This window comes from Haloarcula salina, from assembly GCF_010119195.1.
Lineage (GTDB): Archaea > Halobacteriota > Halobacteria > Halobacteriales > Haloarculaceae > Haloarcula > Haloarcula salina.
The window spans coordinates 43,317-60,466 of the sequence record NZ_WRXL01000005.1 but is presented as its reverse complement, the minus strand read 5'-3'; the positions used below and the strand labels follow the sequence as shown (position 1 = coordinate 60,466).

Below are 17,150 nucleotides of genomic sequence, written 5' to 3'. Positions count from 1 at the left end.
TCGGTCCCGGCGGTCGCGACTCCATCGCCGAGTCTGTCTGCCGTTGACCACGAAGGTATCAACGTTGTGAATAAGGGCCCGTTTGATTACCAACCGGTATATATACGGGAACTACTATCGAATTTGATAGTATATGGACGTCGGCCTGGGTGCGTCACTCCTCGACAGCTATCCGCACACGATTGCGGTCCTCGACGGCAGGGGACGGATCGTCTGGGTCAACGAGGCCTGGCGCGAGTTCGGCGAATCCAACGGTTTCGCTCCGGGTTCGGAGCCTATCGGACAGAACTATCTCGACGCCATCGAGGCGACCGACGACCCGTACGCCCAGCGTGCTCTGGATGGGATAACGGCGGTGCTGTCCGGCGACCGAGTCGCCGTCTGCAAAGTGTATCCCTGCCACGGGACCGACTCGCTCCGGTGGTTCAGGATGCGGACCTTTACCGTGGCCTTCTCCGACGAACGGTACTGTCTCGTCGCTCACGAGGACGTTACGGCCGAACAGATCGGTGCGCTCCTCACTGAGGGGCGACGGGAACTCGCGGACTTACTCAACGAGATGCTCCTCCACGAGGTCGGAAACGCGCTCACCAGCGCCGACGGTGCCCTCGCCCAGTTCGACGGGCTGACTGCCGACGAATCGGCGATGCATCGCCTCACCCGTGCCCACGAGCGAATTGAGCAGAGTATCGAGGCCGCTCGACGGCTGTTTCAACTGATACAGCACCGCCCCTCCTTCGAGCGTCAGTCCGTCGAAGACGTGGCGACGACGGCCTGGGACGCCCTCGGTCGCGACGCCGACTCGCTCGTCGTCGCCGACGACTTCCCGCTGATCTGCTCGTCCGTCCTCGCCAGCGCGCTGCTGAAGGTGCTGTTCGACAGTCCGATCCGCGACACCGACCGGTGTCGGGTCACGATTCGCGCGGGACGCCGCGAGTTCTACGTCGACGACGCCCGGTCGGATTCCATTCCGGAGAACACGTCGAACGTCTTCGAACTGAGTCCCGTCCTCGACGACGGGCGGTACGCGTTCGGTCTCTCCCTGGCGAAACCGCTCGCACACCTCCACGGCTGGGACATCTCGCTGGACTCCTCGCCGGCCGGCGGCTGGCGGTTCGTCGTTCGCACGGAACAGCTACATCTCAGGGAACCGTCGTAGTCGAAATCGAGCATCCCGTCTCTGTCGGGTGACGACGTGCGGATAGTTTATTTGACTCCTGGGCGACGTGTCATCCGGGCCCATCGACGGCCCGGATACGCTAATGCAACTCGACGACTTCGTCTCCGAGAACGCGCCCGACGAGAGTCGGGACCGATTCGAACTGGAGAACAGCAAGCTACTCGATATCGACGTGGACGGGACGGTCATGACGAAAGCGGGGTCGATGATCGCCTACGAGGGCGATCTCTCGTTCACCGGCAAGTCCTCCGCGGAGGGGGGACTGACGGGATTCCTCAAGAACCAGGTATCGAGCGAAGGGACGCCCGTCATGGAGGTCGAGGGGCAGGGACACGTCTACGTCGCCGAACAGGGCAAGAAGATTCAGATCCTGGAACTCGGCGACGCCGAATCCATCTCGGTCAACGGTAACGACGTGCTCGCATTCGAGAACAGCGTCGAGTACGAAATCGGTACGATCGGAAGTATCGGCGGCGCGTCCGCGGCCGGCCTCACCAACGTGTTCCTCTCCGGTCCGGGCATGGTCGCCATCACGACCCACGGCGATCCGCTCGTCCTGGAACCGCCGGTCAGCACGGACCCCGACGCCACCGTCGCGTGGTCGAGCGACCTCTCGCCGAGTATCGACACTGACCGGAGTCTGAGCGACTCCATCGGACAGTCCTCCGGCGAGACCTATCAGATGGCCTTCGACGGGTCGAGCGGTTTCGTCGTCGTCCAGCCCTACGAGGAGACGGCGCAACGGGCCTGACGACGAAACGAATACACACGCCGATTTAGTAGCAGAAATGCAGAATGTACGCTGATGTCTATATTATATTTGTACTTCTGCACTTCTATAGAGATTATAGGGATCAAAGCTGTATAATAATCGTTAATACGGATATTTTAGATATAAAAATCGGTATTAGATCTCAAATTTTGGATATTGGATAAGAATATTGGGATGGGATGGAAGACGTGTATTTACATCTCCAAATAATAATGCTTGATTACTGTAATATGCATTCACTCTACTGAGTCCCAGTGTTGATGAGGGGCGTTTTCCGAGCTCGGCCCTTCGAAAGCCGGTCCCGAACTTGTCGGTGACGCAGCGAAATCGTTCGCGCTGTCCGAACCGCCGTTCAACTCTCCTTGTTTCGGCCTGACCGCCGGGATTCGCCGCACTCCGGGCTTGGGACGGTTTCAAGCAGACGATCCGGTGCGGGATGGAGCGTCTTTTGGGTGAGGAATAACAGTTGTACAGTTGGTATGGGGTTCGACCACCGTTCGTAATCACCGAACGAATGGTCTCTTTACGCCGAGTCACCGTCCGAACTGGCAGCGCGACGGCTATCGGTCTACGGAGTCTCGGAAACACGTTCGCAACGAACGAACGGACTGCGTCGAAGATGGCCCGTAATTATCAACTGGTGCGGGTGGTGTGGCGCCGCCACCGTCGCAGCAGTCGCGGCGACACGCAGTCGATTCGAGTCACCGCAACGGTCGAACGCTCTCCGTCCCGTCCTGTACGCGACTCGGTGCTGTGGTTCCGCCGTCGCGCGTTCGAGCACGCTACTGGTCCGGTTCGAGTCCGGTATCGTCCGCAGTTCGAAGTCGATTCTGTGGCTGAGTTCCAGCGCCGATCAGTCCGAAGTCATCTCGCCCTCGGGCGTGGATGCGACGCCGCGGTTCTGGTCGCCGGCCCCGACGATACGCCGTCCGCTGTCGGTGTCGAATCCGTGAACGAGGTCGTCGTCGAGCGTCAGCCAGACGGTATCCCCACGCTCGGCGTCGATCGCGCTCGGGGCAACGACGGTGAGACTCACTGGCTGGTCGCCCACTTCGACTTCGATTATCTGCTCGTCGCCCTGCGGTTCGGTCACTTCGACGGCGGCTTCGATGGCGTTGTCAGTCCGCTCGGTGTGGACCTCGAAGTACTGGGGCCGCACGCCCAGCGTGAACGTCTCGTGGTCGCGGTAGCGGTCCGCCACCTCCGAGTCGAGTTCCACGTCGAACGTATCGGGCGCGTCGTCGGCGCGGATGCGGTCGCCGTCGCGACGCACCGTCACGAAGTTCATCGACGGCGAGCCGATGAACCCCGCGACGAACTGGTTCGCCGGCTGGTGGTACACCTCGTCGGGCGACCCGATCTGCTGGATGTGGCCCTTGTCCATGATGATGAGCTTGTCGCCGAGCGACATCGCCTCCTCCTGGTCGTGGGTGACGTACATCGTCGTGATGTCCATCTCCCGCTGGAGGACTTTGATGCGGCTTCGCATGCTGATCTTGAGCTTGGCGTCCAGGTTGGCCAGCGGCTCGTCCATCAGGAACACCGCCGGCCGGCGGATGATCGCCCGCCCAAGCGCCACGCGCTGTTGCTGGCCGCCGCTGAGGTTCGCGATGTCGCGATCGAGCAACTCCGGAATCTCCAGCATCTCCGCGACCTCGTCGATGCGTTCCTCGCGCTCGTCTTTGCTCTTGCCCGCGACCTTCAGGGGATAGCCGATGTTCTCCCGGACGGTCATGTGCGGGTACAGCGCGAAGTTCTGGAACACCATGGCGATGTTCCGGTTCTTCGGGTGGACATCCGTCACGTCGTGTCCGTCCAGGGTGATCGTCCCGTCGGTCGGCTGGGTCAGCCCCGCCAGACAGCGGAGCGTCGTCGTCTTCCCGCACCCGCTCGGGCCGAGCAGGATCGCGAACTCCCCGTCGTCGACGTGGAGGTTCACGTCCTCGATCGCGATCGTATCGCCGTACGCCTTCTTGACTGAGTCGTAGTTTACGGTAACCATGTTAGCGTGCCTCCGAAACCGCTCGATTGACTGCCGATCCCTCGACGCCGGGGCGACGCGTCGTCCGGCTCATTTGCCGACCGCCCCCATGCTGAAGCCGCGCACGAGCTGCTGGCGCGCGATGAACGCGAACAGCAGCACGGGCACGAGCGCGATGGTCGCGCCGACGCTCATGTTGATCCACTGCACCGAGAACTTCGTGACGAACGACGCCAGCCCCACCGGGACGGTCATCGCGTTCGCGTTCAGCGCCAGGATCACCGCGAACAGCAGCTCGTTCCAGGTGATGATCGTCGTGAAGATGGCCGACGCGATGAGACCGGGCTTCACCAGCGGCAACACGATCTTGAAGAACGCGCCGAGATGCGTGTGCCCGTCGATCATCGCCGACTCGATGAGGCTGTCCGGCACCTCCTCGAAGAACCCCTTCATCATCCACACCGCGAAGGGGATGTTGAACATCGTGTAGACGAGGATGAGCCCCTGCAGCGAGTTCACGAGCCCGACGCCGCGGAAGATCACGAACAGCGGGATGATGGTCACGATCGGCGGCATGAACCGCGTCGAGAGGATGTAGAACGGCAGGTGGAAGTCCAGATTGTAGGGGTAATCGAAGGTGACGAAGGCATAGGCCGCCATCGCCCCGATGGTCGTCGCGAGAATCGTCGTCGTGATCGTCACCACCGTGCTGTTGATGATGAACTGGACGAAGTCGGGCCGCTGGGCGAACAGTTGCGCGAAGTTCCCGAACTGCGCGTCGAGCGGAATCCACTGTGGCGGGAACGACAGCAGCGTCTGTCGCGTCTTCAGCGTCGCCGTCACCAGCCAGTACACCGGAAACAGCGTCCACACGAGGAACACGCCCAGCAGGCCGTAGGTGACGGCTCGCGTGACGCCGTACTCCCGGAGCGTCTCCTGGAACTGCTCGATTCCCGAGGGTTCTTCGTAGGGCAGTACGTCCGCCTGAGTGTCTTGTTTCGTCGTCATGAGCCGAACTCCACGTTGGCGATCTTGACGAAGCTCATCGCGAGGATCAGCACCAACACGAGCAGCGAGACGGCCATCGCCGAGGCTTCGCCGAAGTTGTTGAACCGGAACGCCGTCCGGTACATCTGCATGCTGATCACGTTCGTCGCGCTCGCCGGACCGCCGCGCGTCAGGATGAACACCTTCGCGAACACGCGCAGGGCGTCCACCAGCCGGATGATCAGCACCAGCACGATCAGCGACTTGAGGTACGGGAGCGTGATGTGGAGGAAGCGCTGGCGGACCGAGGCGCCGTCCATGATCGCGGCCTCGCGCACGTCGTCGGGGACGGATTGGAGCCCGGCGAACAGCACCAGCACGACCAGCGGCGTCCACTGCCAGATGTCGGTCAGGATGACCGAGTACAGCGCGACGCTGGTCTCGCTGATCCAGCCGACGTTGGCCCCGCCGGTCAGCGGCGCGGCGATGTAGTCGAGCAGGCCGTTCGGGGCGTACAGCAGCCGCCAGATGAGCCCGATGACCGTCGGCGAGAGGATCATCGGGATCAGGATCAGCGTCTGCCACAGCCCCCGGAGCTTGATCTTCTTGTTCAACAGCAGCGCGATGCCGAATCCGAGCAGGAACTCGACGCCGACGGCGATGCCGATGAACTTGCCGGTGACCGCCAGCGAATTGAGGAACGCGTCGTTGCTCATGAGGTCGACGTAGTTCTGGACGCCGACGAAGGTCGTTCCCGTGGGGAGGAACTGCTGCGTGGACATCTGTATCGCGCGGACGAGCGGGTAGAACGTCAGCGCGAACAGGATGAACACCGCCGGCAGGGTCATCAGCCACTTGAGGTGGTCGTCGACCCACAGCAGGACCGACTCCCGCGTCGTGGTGTCGGTCTGGAAACTGCTGATCTCGGCGGTCGCCTGGTCGGTCTCAGTCGCCATCGTGTTGTCTCCGCCCCCCGTTCGAGGTGTGTCCCGTCGCAGTCCGTCGACCGCGACGACGGTGAGTGGTCTCTCTCATGTGCTTCAGCTGTAGTAGCCCGCGGTCTGGAGCGTCGATTCGATCTGTTCTTTGGCCTGACTCGTCATCTCGCTGGGACTGATGTCGCCGGCGAGCGCGGTGTTGAGCAGCTGTCCGTGGTTGACACCGAACTCGGAGTACAGCGGCGTCCGCGGCCGCCACTGGGCGTTCTGGAGGCTCTCGTACAGCGCGGGGAACCACGTCTGGGCGTCCATGTGGTCCTCGAACGTGTCGTGGCGGAACGGCACGCCGCCGAGTTCGACGTACTTCGACTGGGCCTCGGCGGAGATGGCCGACTGGATGACCTCGCCGGCGGCCTTCTTTTTCGCGTCGGTGACGAAGCTGTTGATGCCCATGATCCAGTTCCCCTGCGTCGGGGCCTGTCGCTCCGCGCCGGTGTGGCCCTTCGGGATGGGGATGAATTCGAGGTTGTTCGCCTCCTGAGACTCGTCGGGGTCGAGCAGGAGCGACGCGGCCGAGGGCCACGCCGGAGCCTGCGCGGCCGACCCGGAGCCGAGGCCGTTGAGGACGGCGTCGCTGTCGAAGGAGGTGACGCCGTCCGGGGAGATGGACTTCAGATCCTCCGCCCAGAAGCGGACGGCCTCGGTGCCGTCGTCGCCGTCCCACTTGTAGCGCCAGTTCTCGTCGAACATCGTCCCGCCGACGGCGTTACCGAGCGAGAAGAAGTTCGCCATGGCGGGGTTGCCGCGCTTCCCGCGGATGATGTAGCCGTTGGCACCGTCGACCTGTTCGGAGATCTGCTGGCCGGCCTCCAGCACGTCGGCCCAGGTCTCGGGGGCGTCGGCTCCGACCTGGTCGTAGTAGGCACTGTTGTAGGCGTAGAGCTGCGTGTTGCCGACGATGACCTGACCGCGGACCTTCTGGTCGAGGCCCTCGGCCGAGGGAACGGTCGGTGCGTTCGGGGTGGGCCAGGTCGCGATCTCGACGCAGTTCTCGATGATCTGGTCGCGCGGGAGTTCGCCGGGGAGCCAGTCGAGGAGCGGGTCGACGTTGGCGGCGAACTGGGGGAACCACGGGTCGTCCATGAACATGATGTCGTAGGCGTCGCTCTGCGTCGAGAGGATGCTGTTGGTCTTCTCGAAGAGATTGGCGTAGGGGAACAGCTGGACGCTCACGTCGATGCCCGTGTCGTCGGAGACGTACTCGTCCATCAGGCGTTTGAACAGCCGCCCGGACCCCTCGACGGCGGCCACCGAGAGCTCGGTCGCGGCCGAGTTCGATCCGGTCCCGGTCGAAGCACCGTCCCCGCCACCGCCTCCGCTTTCGCCGTTCCCGCCACCACCGCCATCGCCGCCGCCGCTACAGCCTGCCAGCGCCGTCGCGCCGACGATTCCCGTGGCCGTCAGATACCGTCGACGGGTGATCGCTCTGTTCGATCCGCCGCTCTCGCTGTCGGTACGTGCGCTCTGCTCTCGCTCAGCGCCACTGCCAGTGGATGGCATACAGGTAAACGTCCCTCTCATGGGTAATAAATCATGGTGGTTATGCCGGGGTCGAGCGGGCGCGCGACATCATCGTATTCTGCGTTTCCCCGTGGATCGAGTTTCCGCTCGTCGGGCTCCGGCCGGTCGCGCTCGGATCGAGGTCGCCGATCAGTACCGCAGTGTGGGAGCTCCGTTCATTCGAAGCAGATGACGGTCTTGAGCGTCTCCGGCGAGTCGTCGAGCGCGCGGTCGATCTCGTCGACGCTGTACCTGCCGGTCACGAGGTCGTCGAGTAGACCGCTCGACACGTCACTGAGCCAGTCGACTGCGGCTTCGAAGTGCGTCTTCCGGGAGTTGACCACACCGAGAAGCGCCTTGTTGTTGACGACGAGGTCCGAGTGAAACGCGCCGCCCTCGAACTCGAACGTCGCCTCGCCCGGAATCCCCTGGAGCGTCGCGACACCGTTCGGTCCCAACGCGCGGGCCGCGCCGACCGAGTGCTTCGGGTAGCCCGTCGTCTCGAAGACGTAATCGACGGGCTCGTAGGCCGCCGGGACCTGCCTGAGCGGCGTTTCGCGCGAGTCGACGTACGTCCCGCCGACGCGCTCGATGAAGTCGATGGTCGGGTCCGGTCGGTCCCGGCGGCCGAGGCAGTAGGTCCGTTCGAATTCCTCGCCCGTGGCCAGGCGGGCGAGGCCGAGAAGACCCAGATTCCCGTTCCCGAGGACGAACGCGGATTCGGGCCGCCAGTTGAAGCCCGAGCGCGCGGCGAAGGCCTGCTCGAGCGACTTCTCCAGGATGCTGGCCGGTTCGACGAAGAAGCCGTACTCGGCGTGGGACGCTGGTACCGTCACGAGGTACGCCGGTTCGCACGTGACGTACTCCGCCATGTATCCGTGGGCCCCGAAGATGCCGCACTCGTGGAAGGCACCGGCGGGTGCCATGTCGAGTTCGCCGTTTTGCGCCGCGTGCGAACCGGCGTCCGTCGGTCGACGGACGAGCGGTGTGACGACCGTCCCCTCCGTGAGTTCGGTCCCGTTCGCGTCCTCCACGATACCGACGGCTTCGTGGCCGACGACGAGGTGGTCCTCGCCGTCGGGCACGTCCCCGCCGATCTCGCCGTCGACGATCCGCCTGTCAGACCCGTCGATACCGACGGACAGCGTTCGAATCAGGACCTCTCCGTCTGCGGGCTCGGGCCGCTCTTTCTCGATTACACGGAGGTCCGGCCCCTCTGGGAAGAGTGCTACGGCTTGCATTGCAACGTCGGAGCGTTCGGCGGGGCCGTACAAAACCGTTTCCCGTCCCGGCACGGTCGCGAACGGCGCTCAGTCGTCGCTTCGAGCCGCCTCGCCGCGGTAGGACCTGAACAGGTCGACGATGACCCGGAGGTCTTCCCTGGCTTCGGCGGTGGTCGTCTTCACCTCGGCCTCGCCCTCGACGCAGTCGATGAAGGCCTCCTGTTCGCGTTTGAACGCCTCGTCGTACGACGGCGTCCTGACGGTGTCTGTGAGCTCCTCGATGCCCTGTTTCGTACGGAGCTCCGTGGGCGTGTTCTTGATGAACGGGTTGGAGAAGTCGACGGTGACCATGCCGTCCGGCGCGTCGACGCGGATGAACTCCTCGAACCACTTGCGGTCGGAGTCGCCCGTCTCCAGCACGCACTGGACGCCGTCCTCGTAGGTGAGGTGGGCCGTCGCGTACCGGCCGTCGGCGAAGACGTTCACGTGGTCGATGGATTCGACTCTCCCGAACAGTCCGCGCAGCGCGTTGACGTCGTGACAGACGTGTTCGAGCTGGAAGTCGTAGGCGTCCACGAGCGTCTCGTCGTCCGTCCCGATGGCCTGCTCGATGTCTGCCTGTCGCTTTTCGACGCTCTCCTCGATGAGTTCCTCCGGCGGAGCGCCCTCCACGAGGTCGTACACTTCGGCGACGATGCGGAAGTGGTCCGGGTCCACGTCGTAAGCGGTGACGAGGTCGATGCCGTCGAGGCCGTCGATCTCGGCCTGTGCCCGCTGATACGACGGGTCGTAGCGTTTCATGTACGCGACCATCGCGGTCGCGTCCGACGTCTCGTCGGCCTCGACGATTCGGTCGGCGTCTTCGAGCGACGTCGCGAGCGGTTTCTCGACGAGCGTGTGTATCTCGGCGCCGAGCGTGTCGACGACCACGTCTGCGTGCGCGTGCGAGGGCGTGAGTACGACCACGGCGTCCAGGTCGTCGCCACGTTCGTCGATCAGCGCCTCGTGACCGGCGTAGACGTGCGGGACGTTGTAGCGCTCCGCGAGTTCTTGCGCCCGGTCCTCGGCGGGGTCGACGAGGGCGTGTAGCTTCGCCTCCGGAAGCTCCGCGAGGTACGGGATATGCATGACCTGTGCCACCATTCCACAGCCGATGACTCCGAATCGCATCGTTGGAACGTCTCGGTAGTCACTGTTATACCTTCCGGTCGGATTGACTCGAACGTGTCTTCCGGGTAGCCGACCGGCCCGCTCGATCGGGCGTCGAGCGCGAGTCAGCCCGCCCCGTCGGGGAGTAAAGTAATGAGGATACGGCGTGGATACCACCCATGGCAACGATTGTCGATTACGAACTGTTCGAGGTCCCGCCGCGCTGGCTCTTCGTTCGGCTCGAGACGGCCGACGGCCTCGTCGGCTGGGGCGAACCGACGCTCGAAGGCCACGCAGACATGGTGAAGGCGGCGGTCGACAAGCTGGTCAAGACGCACATCATCGGCTACGAGGCGGGTCGGATTCAGGACCACTGGCAGGCGATGTACCGGAGCGGGTTCTACCGCGGCGGTCCGATTCTCATGAGCGCCATCTCGGGCATCGATCAGGCGCTCTGGGACATCAAGGGCAAAGAGTGCGGGAAGCCGGTGTACGAACTCCTCGGCGGCCCAGTTAGGGATAGATTACGGGCGTATCGCTGGATCGGCGGCGATCTCCAGCAGGGGTCTGATCGCCCGGACTCCGAGCTGGAAACGGCGGCCAGAGAGAGCGTCGAAGCCGGCTTCTCCGCGGTGAAGATCGCAGGTAGTCCGAAGCTTCGGCATATCGACGCCCCGTCGAAAGTTGACGAAATCGTCGACAGACTCGCGCACGTCCGCGAGGTCGTCGGGACCGACGTGGACGTCGGCGTCGACTTGCACGGGCGAGCGACCCGTCCGATGGCGACGCGGCTCATCAAGGCGTTCGAGCCCTACTCCCCGATGTTCGTCGAGGAGCCCGTGCTTCCGGAACATAATCACGTGCTGCCGGAGCTCGCGAGCGGCACGACCGTCCCCATCGCGACCGGCGAGCGACTGTACTCGCGAGCGGAGTTCCGATCGCTGCTGGTCGACGGCGGCGTCGACATCATCCAACCGAGCATCGCCCAGTTGGGCGGGATCTCCGAGACGAAGCGCATCATCGACATGGCCGAGACGTTCGGGGTCGGTGCCGCTATCGACTGTCCGTTCGGCCCGGTCGCAGTCGCGGCGTCGTTGCAGATCGGGTTCGCGTCCTGGAACATCCTCACCCAGCAACAGAGCCTCGAACGCTATCCGGAGGAGGAAGCGGATATCACGTACCTCGAGAACCAGGACGCACTCCGATGCGTCGACGGCTACTTCGAGCCGCCTGCCGAGCCCGGCCTCGGTATCGAGATCGACGAGGAACTGGTGCGCGAACAGTCGGCCGTCGACGTCAAGTGGAACACTCCGATTCGCCGACGGGACGACGGGAGCATCGCCGAGTGGTGAGACGCTCTCACGAATGAAGGCCTTCCGCGCGTTCGACTACGGGCCCTGACACCACACGAGTCTCTTCGGCACGTCCGCTTCTCGCGGTGTATCGACTACTACGGCTTCGCTATAACGGGGCGTGGCTGTACGGATGTGGGCAGAGGTCCACGTTTGCCTGACGGTAAGTAACGTGTTGGTCGTACAGCCAGCGGAGCGTCTGTATTCTTGCTCCGCCCGTTAGTGCTCGCTTATCGATAATAAAACCTTTGGTCAACTTCGAGAGCATACGGGTCACGCTTCAGGCCACGAATATGTTTACGTCCTGTAAACGCCTCCCCTGTTATCAGCTCATGAAGAGTTCGACCTCGATGGACTCGACGGTGCTGACGATGTGGCCCGATATCTCCTCGTCGAGCGTCCAACCGGTAAGTTCGTCGACCGGCCCGGAGACTGAGACGGCGCCGACCGGGCCGTCCGTCCCCCGAGTGATGGGATACGCGACGCCGTGCCAGTCTTCGAGACATTCCCCGCGATCCGAGGCCACGCCGCCCTCGCGGATGTCTTGTAGTTCGGTCCGTAGTGCCGACTCGTCGGTGACCGTGTTCGGTGTGACGCTCGTCAGTCCGTGGCGATCGATCGCTCGCTCGAATTCCGACTCGTCGAGGGCCGCGAGGACGGCCTTTCCAGCCGCAGACGCGTGAAGGGGGACGGTCTCCCCTTCGGGACGCTCGTACAGGTACTGGTCGTCACCGGCGCGGTAGACGTACACGCCCTGCCCGTGATCCTCGACGAGGAGGCTTGTCAGCCCGGGCGTCGTGTCGGACAGCTCGTCGATTTTCGGTTTCGCCGCGCGGAACAGTTGCATCTCGTTCCGAGACCAGCTGCCGAGGCGCAGAAATCGCGGGCCAAGCGTGTAGGTGGTGTCGCGCTTCACGACGTACCCGAGCCGGTCGAGCGTCGTGAGGTGCTTGTACGCCCCCGGTTTGGACACCGACGCCCGTTCTGCGATCTCTGTCAGGGTCGCTTCGCCGCTCTCGCCGAGGGCTTCGAGCACCTCGAACGCCGTTGCCGTCCCTTTGACCAGGACTTCGTCGTCGTCTCGGTTCACCATCATACAGATACGTGGGCGACGACGCTCTTAAATCTATTTACAACCCGTGAACGGGATGGGTCGCGGTCCGGACCGGCCTCTGTCTATTCCAGGAGAACCGTCTCCTGTTCTCTGCAGCGGTTACCTCGGAACGACCACAATTCACCGTGTGAGGCATGGTGACATGATGCGACTCAAACCTGATTCGTCGGGGGGTCGACCGGGTACACGTACCGGGAGGGCGCCTGTTCGAAATCCATTTTCAAGCTGTAAACGAATTGCGCGAGTGACCACCACCGACTCGGCGACGGATTCGACCAGGCCGTATAACAATCGTACATTTGTTTCAGGATGGTGTCTCAGTGCCACTGACCGACTCTATAGCAACGATTGAAGCGACGTGTGAATCGATCGCACTGCCGTCGGGCGGTTGAGTGTTTCTCGCCGTTTGATGGCTTCGCCACACAGTCTAGAGAGTCGTCGGTGCGACGGGCTTCTATGATGGTGTTTCGCGACGTGTCGAACGAGTGCTGTGTGGACGTACGGGGGTGGGACAGGGGTATCAGTCTCTGAGAGTTGCATTTCAGGATAGATACAGTATGAGCGAGTGGCAATCGAGAAATTAGGGAATTATGGGACCAAAAGCGTAGCTATGATTCTTTATCGCCCTATTTTGTTCGAGCAATCAATCTCTGGGATGTGAATTCCCTGATCCTATCTTTGATCGATTAATTCCTATCGTCGACGAGGTGTCGTGAAAATGGATACGCCGTCTGCTATCGACTTCGATGCGAGGAGGCCGACTGTCTCCTCTGTCAATCCCCGTCGACGGTCGTCTCGACGGCAGTTTCCTCGAGATTCACGTCGGTTTCAGACAGCTCGCTGCCTCGCCACGTTCCGCGCCGGTACCACGCGTACGCAATGATCGCCCCGACGACGTTCGAGATGGCGAAGGACAGCCAGATCCCGGTCGCCCCGAGCGGTTTCGCGGCGAACCATGCGACGGGGAACCGCACGACGCCGAGCATTACGACGGAGATCGCCGCGGCGGTGAGTGTCTTGCCCGCACCGCGGAAGCTCCCCGTGTACGCACGGGTGATGCCGATGAACCCGAAGGTCAGCGCGACGTAGCGGAGGAACTGCGCGCCGATCTCGATCACCCGATCCGCGCTCTCCTGTCCGGCCCCGACGAACATCGAGACGAGCGGCTCCGGAAACAGGAACACGACGATACCTGCGGCCGTGAGGACGCCGAAGAGGACCGTCGCTGCGAGCGACGCTGCCTTTTCAGCGCGGTCGGGCTTGTCCGCGCCCATGTTCTGGCCGGTCATCGTCTCGACGCCGCGGGCGACGGCGATCGCCGGCAGCACGATCACTGAGAAGACGCGCGTTCCGATGCCGTAGGCGGCGACGACCGGGTCAGGAAACAGCGCGACGATGACCAGCAGGAGGTTCATCGACAGCGCCCGGCCCATACCCTCGATCGACGCCGGCGCGCCGATGCGGACGAGTCGGCGGAGATACGAGCTGTCTGGGGCCATGTCCCGGAGGTGGATCTGGACGCCGCGGTTGCCGCGGAACATGATCGCCAGTCCGACGAGCAGAGCCAGCGCACGCGAGAGAATCGTCGCGATGGCTGCGCCCTGGATGCCGAGTTCGGGGAACGCTACCGTCCCGAGCAGCGGGGCGTTCTCGACGACCGTCCAGCCGAAGATGAGGAACGGGTCGATGACGATGTTGAACACGACCGACCCGAACATGACGAGCATCGGCGTGATCGTGTCGCCGTACCCCCGCATGAGCGCGTTGAAGACGAAGAAGCCGAACATGAACAGCAGGCCGCCCGAGATGACCTCCATGTAACTGGACGCCAGCGGCAACACGTCCGCCGACGCGCCCATGAGCGAGAGGAAATCGCCGATGGCGACGTACCCGATTCCGCCGAGAACGGCCGATACCAGGACGGCGAACGTGATCGTCTGTGAGGCCGCGTACTCCGCCTCTCGCTCCTTCCCTGCCCCCGTGAACTGCGCCACGAGGACGCTTCCGGCGACGGAGATCCCGGTCCCGAGGGAGATGAGCAGGAACACCATCGGGAACGCGAAACTGATCGCCGCGAGGGCGTCGGTACTGTACTGCCCGAGCCAGAAGGTGTCCGCGAGGTTGTACGCCGTCTGAAAGAGGTTGGTGACGACGATCGGCATCGAGAGGAAGAACAGTGGCTTCCCGATGCTCCCCGACGTGAGGTCGAACTCCTCCGGTCCCCTGAACAGCGATCCGAGTCGATTCCAGAGACCCATCAGCGCGTTACCCCCGGTGGCGTGCTTGCAGGTCGATCCGGTACGGTGTCGTCGTGCATATCGGTCAGTATCTAACTTACTAACTAGTCAGTCAAAAACTTTGTGAGTGCATCAATCACAGGGAATAATCAATAAAGTCGAGAATTACGGCGTGTTGTAGCTAACCACTCGATTCGATTCTCGGATGAGTGACCCGAGTCAAAACCGTTATCCAACCATAGCCGAAACCGACTCCAATGGCCGACCCAACTGAACGCTCGTTTTCCGGTCCGAGCGAACAGATCATGCGGGCCACCTACCGGGCGCTTCGAGAACACGGCTACGCGGACCTCACGGTCCAGCGCATCGCCGACGAGTACGGGAAATCGACCGCCGCGATACACTACCACTACGACACGAAAGAGGAACTGCTCGCGGCGTTTCTCGACTATCTCCTCGAACAGTTCGTGGCCTCGATACGCGAGGTCGAGACGACCGATCCAGAGGAACGACTGACGGTCCTCCTCGATACGCTCCTCGTCGAGCCCGAGGACAATCTCGACCTGCTCATCGCGATACTCGAGATGCGGAGTCAGGCCCCGTACAAGGAGGCCTTTCGGACCCGATTCGAGCAGAACGACGAGTACATCCGCTACATGCTCAAGGCGGTCATCAACCACGGCATCGACGAGGGCGTGTTCGACGACGTCGACGCCGACCACGTGGCCCGGGCACTGATGACCATCGTCGACGGCGCCCGCACGCGGGCCGTAGTGCTTGACGAGACGACCGCCCTCGAAACGGCCCGGCGGACGGCGACCGAGTACGCCGACGCGATGCTCCGGTGAGTCAGCGACGCCGGTCTTCCTCGTCGAGCATCTCGTCGAGGTCCGGGACGTCGGTCGTACACCAGTGACAGAAGTCGAGGTCGGTTTCGAGTTCCCTCCCGCAGGTCGGGCAGTGGGTGAGCTGCCCCTCCGGTGTGACCGTCACTCGGGCCACGGCGTTCTGAGCGCGCGCGAGGAGATATGCGTCGGCCACGCTGAGTCCCGCGACGAGCAAGATCGGCAGCACAGCGAACGGGTCCGCGACGGTCCCACTCGCGAGCGCGTCCACCGCCGCCGGTTCGACGAGGACGTAGCTCGTGGCGACGAGGGCGGCGAGCCACCCGATCGCCCGACGCCACCGGCGGAGATAGAGGTGCCCGAGTCCCGTAACGAGAGCTGCGAGCACCGCCGCGAGCCAAGGTCGCTTCGCTGAGTACGTCGTTCTCATGAACTGACTTACTGATCAGTTAGTCATAAGCCTTCTCACCGTGTCGCGGTTCGGTCCGCCACGAAGGCGCGTCGCCGGCCCGTACTGTCTATCGAACCACAGAGTCGGAATGGTACTGGGATAGACTCAGGACTCCGGGACCAACTGTGGTCGGTTCAGAATATTTCATACTTGGGCCAGATAATAACCTGATCGTCTGGAATATACCGGAACTTGAAAAATTATTGGTACCCAAAGCGGTATCTGGTTGGTTATTGTAGATGTCTGTATGCCTTCTCGAGGGGCGCTCGTCGGACTCGACAGATGGAGTGGATACCCGTGAAACAGGAACCGATTCGAACGAAACGGAAAGTGCAGCAACTGGGATCCTCGACGCTGGCGGTTACGGTCCCCGCCGAGTGGGCCCGAACGCACAACGTCGAAAAGGGCGACGAAATCGTTGTCCAGCAGGACAACGAGGGGGGCGCGTTGCTCCTCGTTCCGCAGCAGCCGGACGTTCCGGAGTCGGAGGCGTCACTGGATGCCGACGTACTCAGCGGGAAGGCCCTGGAACGAGCGCTCATCACCCAGTACATCCTGGGTCGCCATCTGATCCGGATCGAGGGGACCACCGCTCTCGGTCTCGACCACCGCGACGGTGTGCTCGCAGCCGAACGGCGGCTGATGGGACTGAGTGCCGTGGAGGAAGGAGGAACGTACATGACGGTCCGCTGTTCGGTCGCCCCCGACGATTTCGACCTCCAGACGATGCTCGAGCGTCTCGGGCGCACTGAAACGTCGATGCGGCAGGGCGCGATCGACGCGCTGATCGACGGCGACGTCAGCACGGCGCGCCAGGTGAGTAGCCGCTACCACCAGATCGAGAAGCTGTACTTCCTGTTCCTGCGGTTGTCGTTCGCCACGTATCGAAACCCACGTTTGAGCCAGGTCATCGGAATCGAGAGCGGGTTCCCGCTCATCGCCTACCGGTCGGTCGTTCAGGAGATCACACAGATGGCGGAGACGGCCGTCGAGATCAGTGAACTCGTGACGCAGTACGACGGAACGGCTCCGGTGGACGACGTGGCGGAGCACCTCCGAGAGATCACGACCCCGCTCGACGATGCTATGAACCGGATTTGGAGCGTCGTCAACAGCCCGAGCTACCAGGAGGCCGAGGCCGCGCGGAACGCGTTGAACACCGTCGACGAATCGATAGCGGCGTTCCACGAAACCCTTCGCAATGAGCGACCGGAGCCGTTACTACTCCTCCAGCGCGTCGCGGATCTGCTGGAACGGACCGCGAGCCACGCCGAGGACAGCCTCTCGGTTCTGACGCAACTCTCACATCATCAGTCCGGTCGTCGATAGGGAGACATTCCAGCCCCAGATAGTGTCTCCCA

14 protein-coding genes are annotated in these 17,150 nt (G+C 63.0%); 5 read left to right on the top strand and 9 right to left on the bottom strand.

Annotated elements, in window-relative coordinates:
• Positions 1-133 precede the first annotated feature (133 nt).
• Positions 134-1,159: a PAS domain-containing protein gene (locus GM656_RS13800; protein WP_162414262.1), complete on the top strand. Its 1,026-nt coding sequence runs from the start codon at positions 134-136 to the stop codon at positions 1,157-1,159.
• A 103-nt stretch (positions 1,160-1,262) separates the two neighbouring features.
• Positions 1,263-1,931, top strand: a complete 669-nt coding sequence (locus GM656_RS13795; RefSeq protein WP_162414261.1) for an AIM24 family protein — start codon at positions 1,263-1,265, stop codon at positions 1,929-1,931.
• 874 nt (positions 1,932-2,805) lie between these two features.
• Here the strand turns inward: GM656_RS13795 and GM656_RS13790 are convergent.
• From GM656_RS13790 to GM656_RS13765, 6 genes are all read right to left on the bottom strand, one after another.
• Positions 2,806-3,954 (bottom strand): ABC transporter ATP-binding protein, encoded by a 1,149-nt coding sequence (locus GM656_RS13790; protein ID WP_162414260.1) that lies wholly within the window; start codon positions 3,952-3,954, stop codon positions 2,806-2,808.
• 69 nt (positions 3,955-4,023) lie between these two features.
• Positions 4,024-4,941 (bottom strand): carbohydrate ABC transporter permease, encoded by a 918-nt coding sequence (locus GM656_RS13785; RefSeq protein WP_162414259.1) that lies wholly within the window; start codon positions 4,939-4,941, stop codon positions 4,024-4,026.
• Entirely contained in the window at positions 4,938-5,876 is a 939-nt protein-coding gene (locus GM656_RS13780; protein ID WP_162414258.1) for a carbohydrate ABC transporter permease, read from the bottom strand. The genes GM656_RS13785 and GM656_RS13780 overlap by 4 nt, the downstream gene beginning before the upstream one ends.
• A gap of 84 nt (positions 5,877-5,960) precedes the next feature.
• On the bottom strand, positions 5,961-7,418 hold the full coding sequence (locus GM656_RS13775) for an extracellular solute-binding protein (protein WP_206673714.1): 1,458 nt from the start codon (positions 7,416-7,418) through the stop codon (positions 5,961-5,963).
• A gap of 176 nt (positions 7,419-7,594) precedes the next feature.
• A complete protein-coding gene (locus GM656_RS13770; protein WP_162414257.1) occupies positions 7,595-8,659 on the bottom strand; it encodes an alcohol dehydrogenase catalytic domain-containing protein in 1,065 nt (354 codons plus the stop codon).
• Between the two features lie 69 nt (positions 8,660-8,728).
• Complete coding sequence (locus GM656_RS13765) at positions 8,729-9,811, bottom strand: Gfo/Idh/MocA family oxidoreductase (RefSeq protein ID WP_162414256.1); 1,083 nt, start codon at positions 9,809-9,811, stop codon at positions 8,729-8,731.
• Positions 9,812-9,969: 158 nt separating this feature from the next.
• Here GM656_RS13765 and dgoD point away from each other — a divergent pair, with 158 nt between their 5' ends.
• Entirely contained in the window at positions 9,970-11,142 is a 1,173-nt protein-coding gene (gene dgoD, locus GM656_RS13760; RefSeq protein ID WP_162414255.1) for a galactonate dehydratase, read from the top strand.
• Positions 11,143-11,467: 325 nt separating this feature from the next.
• Here dgoD and GM656_RS13755 read toward each other — a convergent pair whose 3' ends face one another.
• Together GM656_RS13755 and GM656_RS13750 are read right to left on the bottom strand one after the other, a co-directional pair.
• Positions 11,468-12,238: an IclR family transcriptional regulator gene (locus tag GM656_RS13755; protein ID WP_162414254.1), complete on the bottom strand. Its 771-nt coding sequence runs from the start codon at positions 12,236-12,238 to the stop codon at positions 11,468-11,470.
• A 791-nt stretch (positions 12,239-13,029) separates the two neighbouring features.
• Positions 13,030-14,514: an MATE family efflux transporter gene (locus GM656_RS13750; RefSeq protein WP_162414253.1), complete on the bottom strand. Its 1,485-nt coding sequence runs from the start codon at positions 14,512-14,514 to the stop codon at positions 13,030-13,032.
• A gap of 236 nt (positions 14,515-14,750) precedes the next feature.
• Between GM656_RS13750 and GM656_RS13745 the strand changes: the two genes are divergently transcribed.
• Positions 14,751-15,341, top strand: a complete 591-nt coding sequence (locus GM656_RS13745; RefSeq protein ID WP_162414252.1) for a TetR/AcrR family transcriptional regulator — start codon at positions 14,751-14,753, stop codon at positions 15,339-15,341.
• Between the two features lies 1 nt (position 15,342).
• Here GM656_RS13745 and GM656_RS13740 read toward each other — a convergent pair whose 3' ends face one another.
• Positions 15,343-15,768 carry a zinc ribbon domain-containing protein gene (locus tag GM656_RS13740; protein WP_162414251.1) on the bottom strand — a complete coding sequence of 142 codons (426 nt, stop codon included), beginning with the start codon at positions 15,766-15,768 and terminating at the stop codon, positions 15,343-15,345.
• Positions 15,769-16,071: 303 nt separating this feature from the next.
• Between GM656_RS13740 and GM656_RS13735 the strand changes: the two genes are divergently transcribed.
• Positions 16,072-17,118: a phosphate signaling complex PhoU family protein gene (locus GM656_RS13735; RefSeq protein ID WP_162414250.1), complete on the top strand. Its 1,047-nt coding sequence runs from the start codon at positions 16,072-16,074 to the stop codon at positions 17,116-17,118.
• The last annotated feature ends 32 nt before the right edge of the window (positions 17,119-17,150 follow it).

Coding starts and splice junctions, on each gene's coding strand:
- GM656_RS13800 (WP_162414262.1), top strand. CDS start 134: ATGGACGTCGGCCTGGGTGCGTCACTCCTCGACAGCTATCCGCACACG.
- GM656_RS13795 (WP_162414261.1), top strand. CDS start 1,263: ATGCAACTCGACGACTTCGTCTCCGAGAACGCGCCCGACGAGAGTCGG.
- GM656_RS13790 (WP_162414260.1), bottom strand. CDS start 3,954: ATGGTTACCGTAAACTACGACTCAGTCAAGAAGGCGTACGGCGATACG.
- GM656_RS13785 (WP_162414259.1), bottom strand. CDS start 4,941: ATGACGACGAAACAAGACACTCAGGCGGACGTACTGCCCTACGAAGAA.
- GM656_RS13780 (WP_162414258.1), bottom strand. CDS start 5,876: ATGGCGACTGAGACCGACCAGGCGACCGCCGAGATCAGCAGTTTCCAG.
- GM656_RS13775 (WP_206673714.1), bottom strand. CDS start 7,418: ATGCCATCCACTGGCAGTGGCGCTGAGCGAGAGCAGAGCGCACGTACC.
- GM656_RS13770 (WP_162414257.1), bottom strand. CDS start 8,659: ATGCAAGCCGTAGCACTCTTCCCAGAGGGGCCGGACCTCCGTGTAATC.
- GM656_RS13765 (WP_162414256.1), bottom strand. CDS start 9,811: ATGCGATTCGGAGTCATCGGCTGTGGAATGGTGGCACAGGTCATGCAT.
- dgoD (WP_162414255.1), top strand. CDS start 9,970: ATGGCAACGATTGTCGATTACGAACTGTTCGAGGTCCCGCCGCGCTGG.
- GM656_RS13755 (WP_162414254.1), bottom strand. CDS start 12,238: ATGATGGTGAACCGAGACGACGACGAAGTCCTGGTCAAAGGGACGGCA.
- GM656_RS13750 (WP_162414253.1), bottom strand. CDS start 14,514: ATGGGTCTCTGGAATCGACTCGGATCGCTGTTCAGGGGACCGGAGGAG.
- GM656_RS13745 (WP_162414252.1), top strand. CDS start 14,751: ATGGCCGACCCAACTGAACGCTCGTTTTCCGGTCCGAGCGAACAGATC.
- GM656_RS13740 (WP_162414251.1), bottom strand. CDS start 15,768: ATGAGAACGACGTACTCAGCGAAGCGACCTTGGCTCGCGGCGGTGCTC.
- GM656_RS13735 (WP_162414250.1), top strand. CDS start 16,072: ATGGAGTGGATACCCGTGAAACAGGAACCGATTCGAACGAAACGGAAA.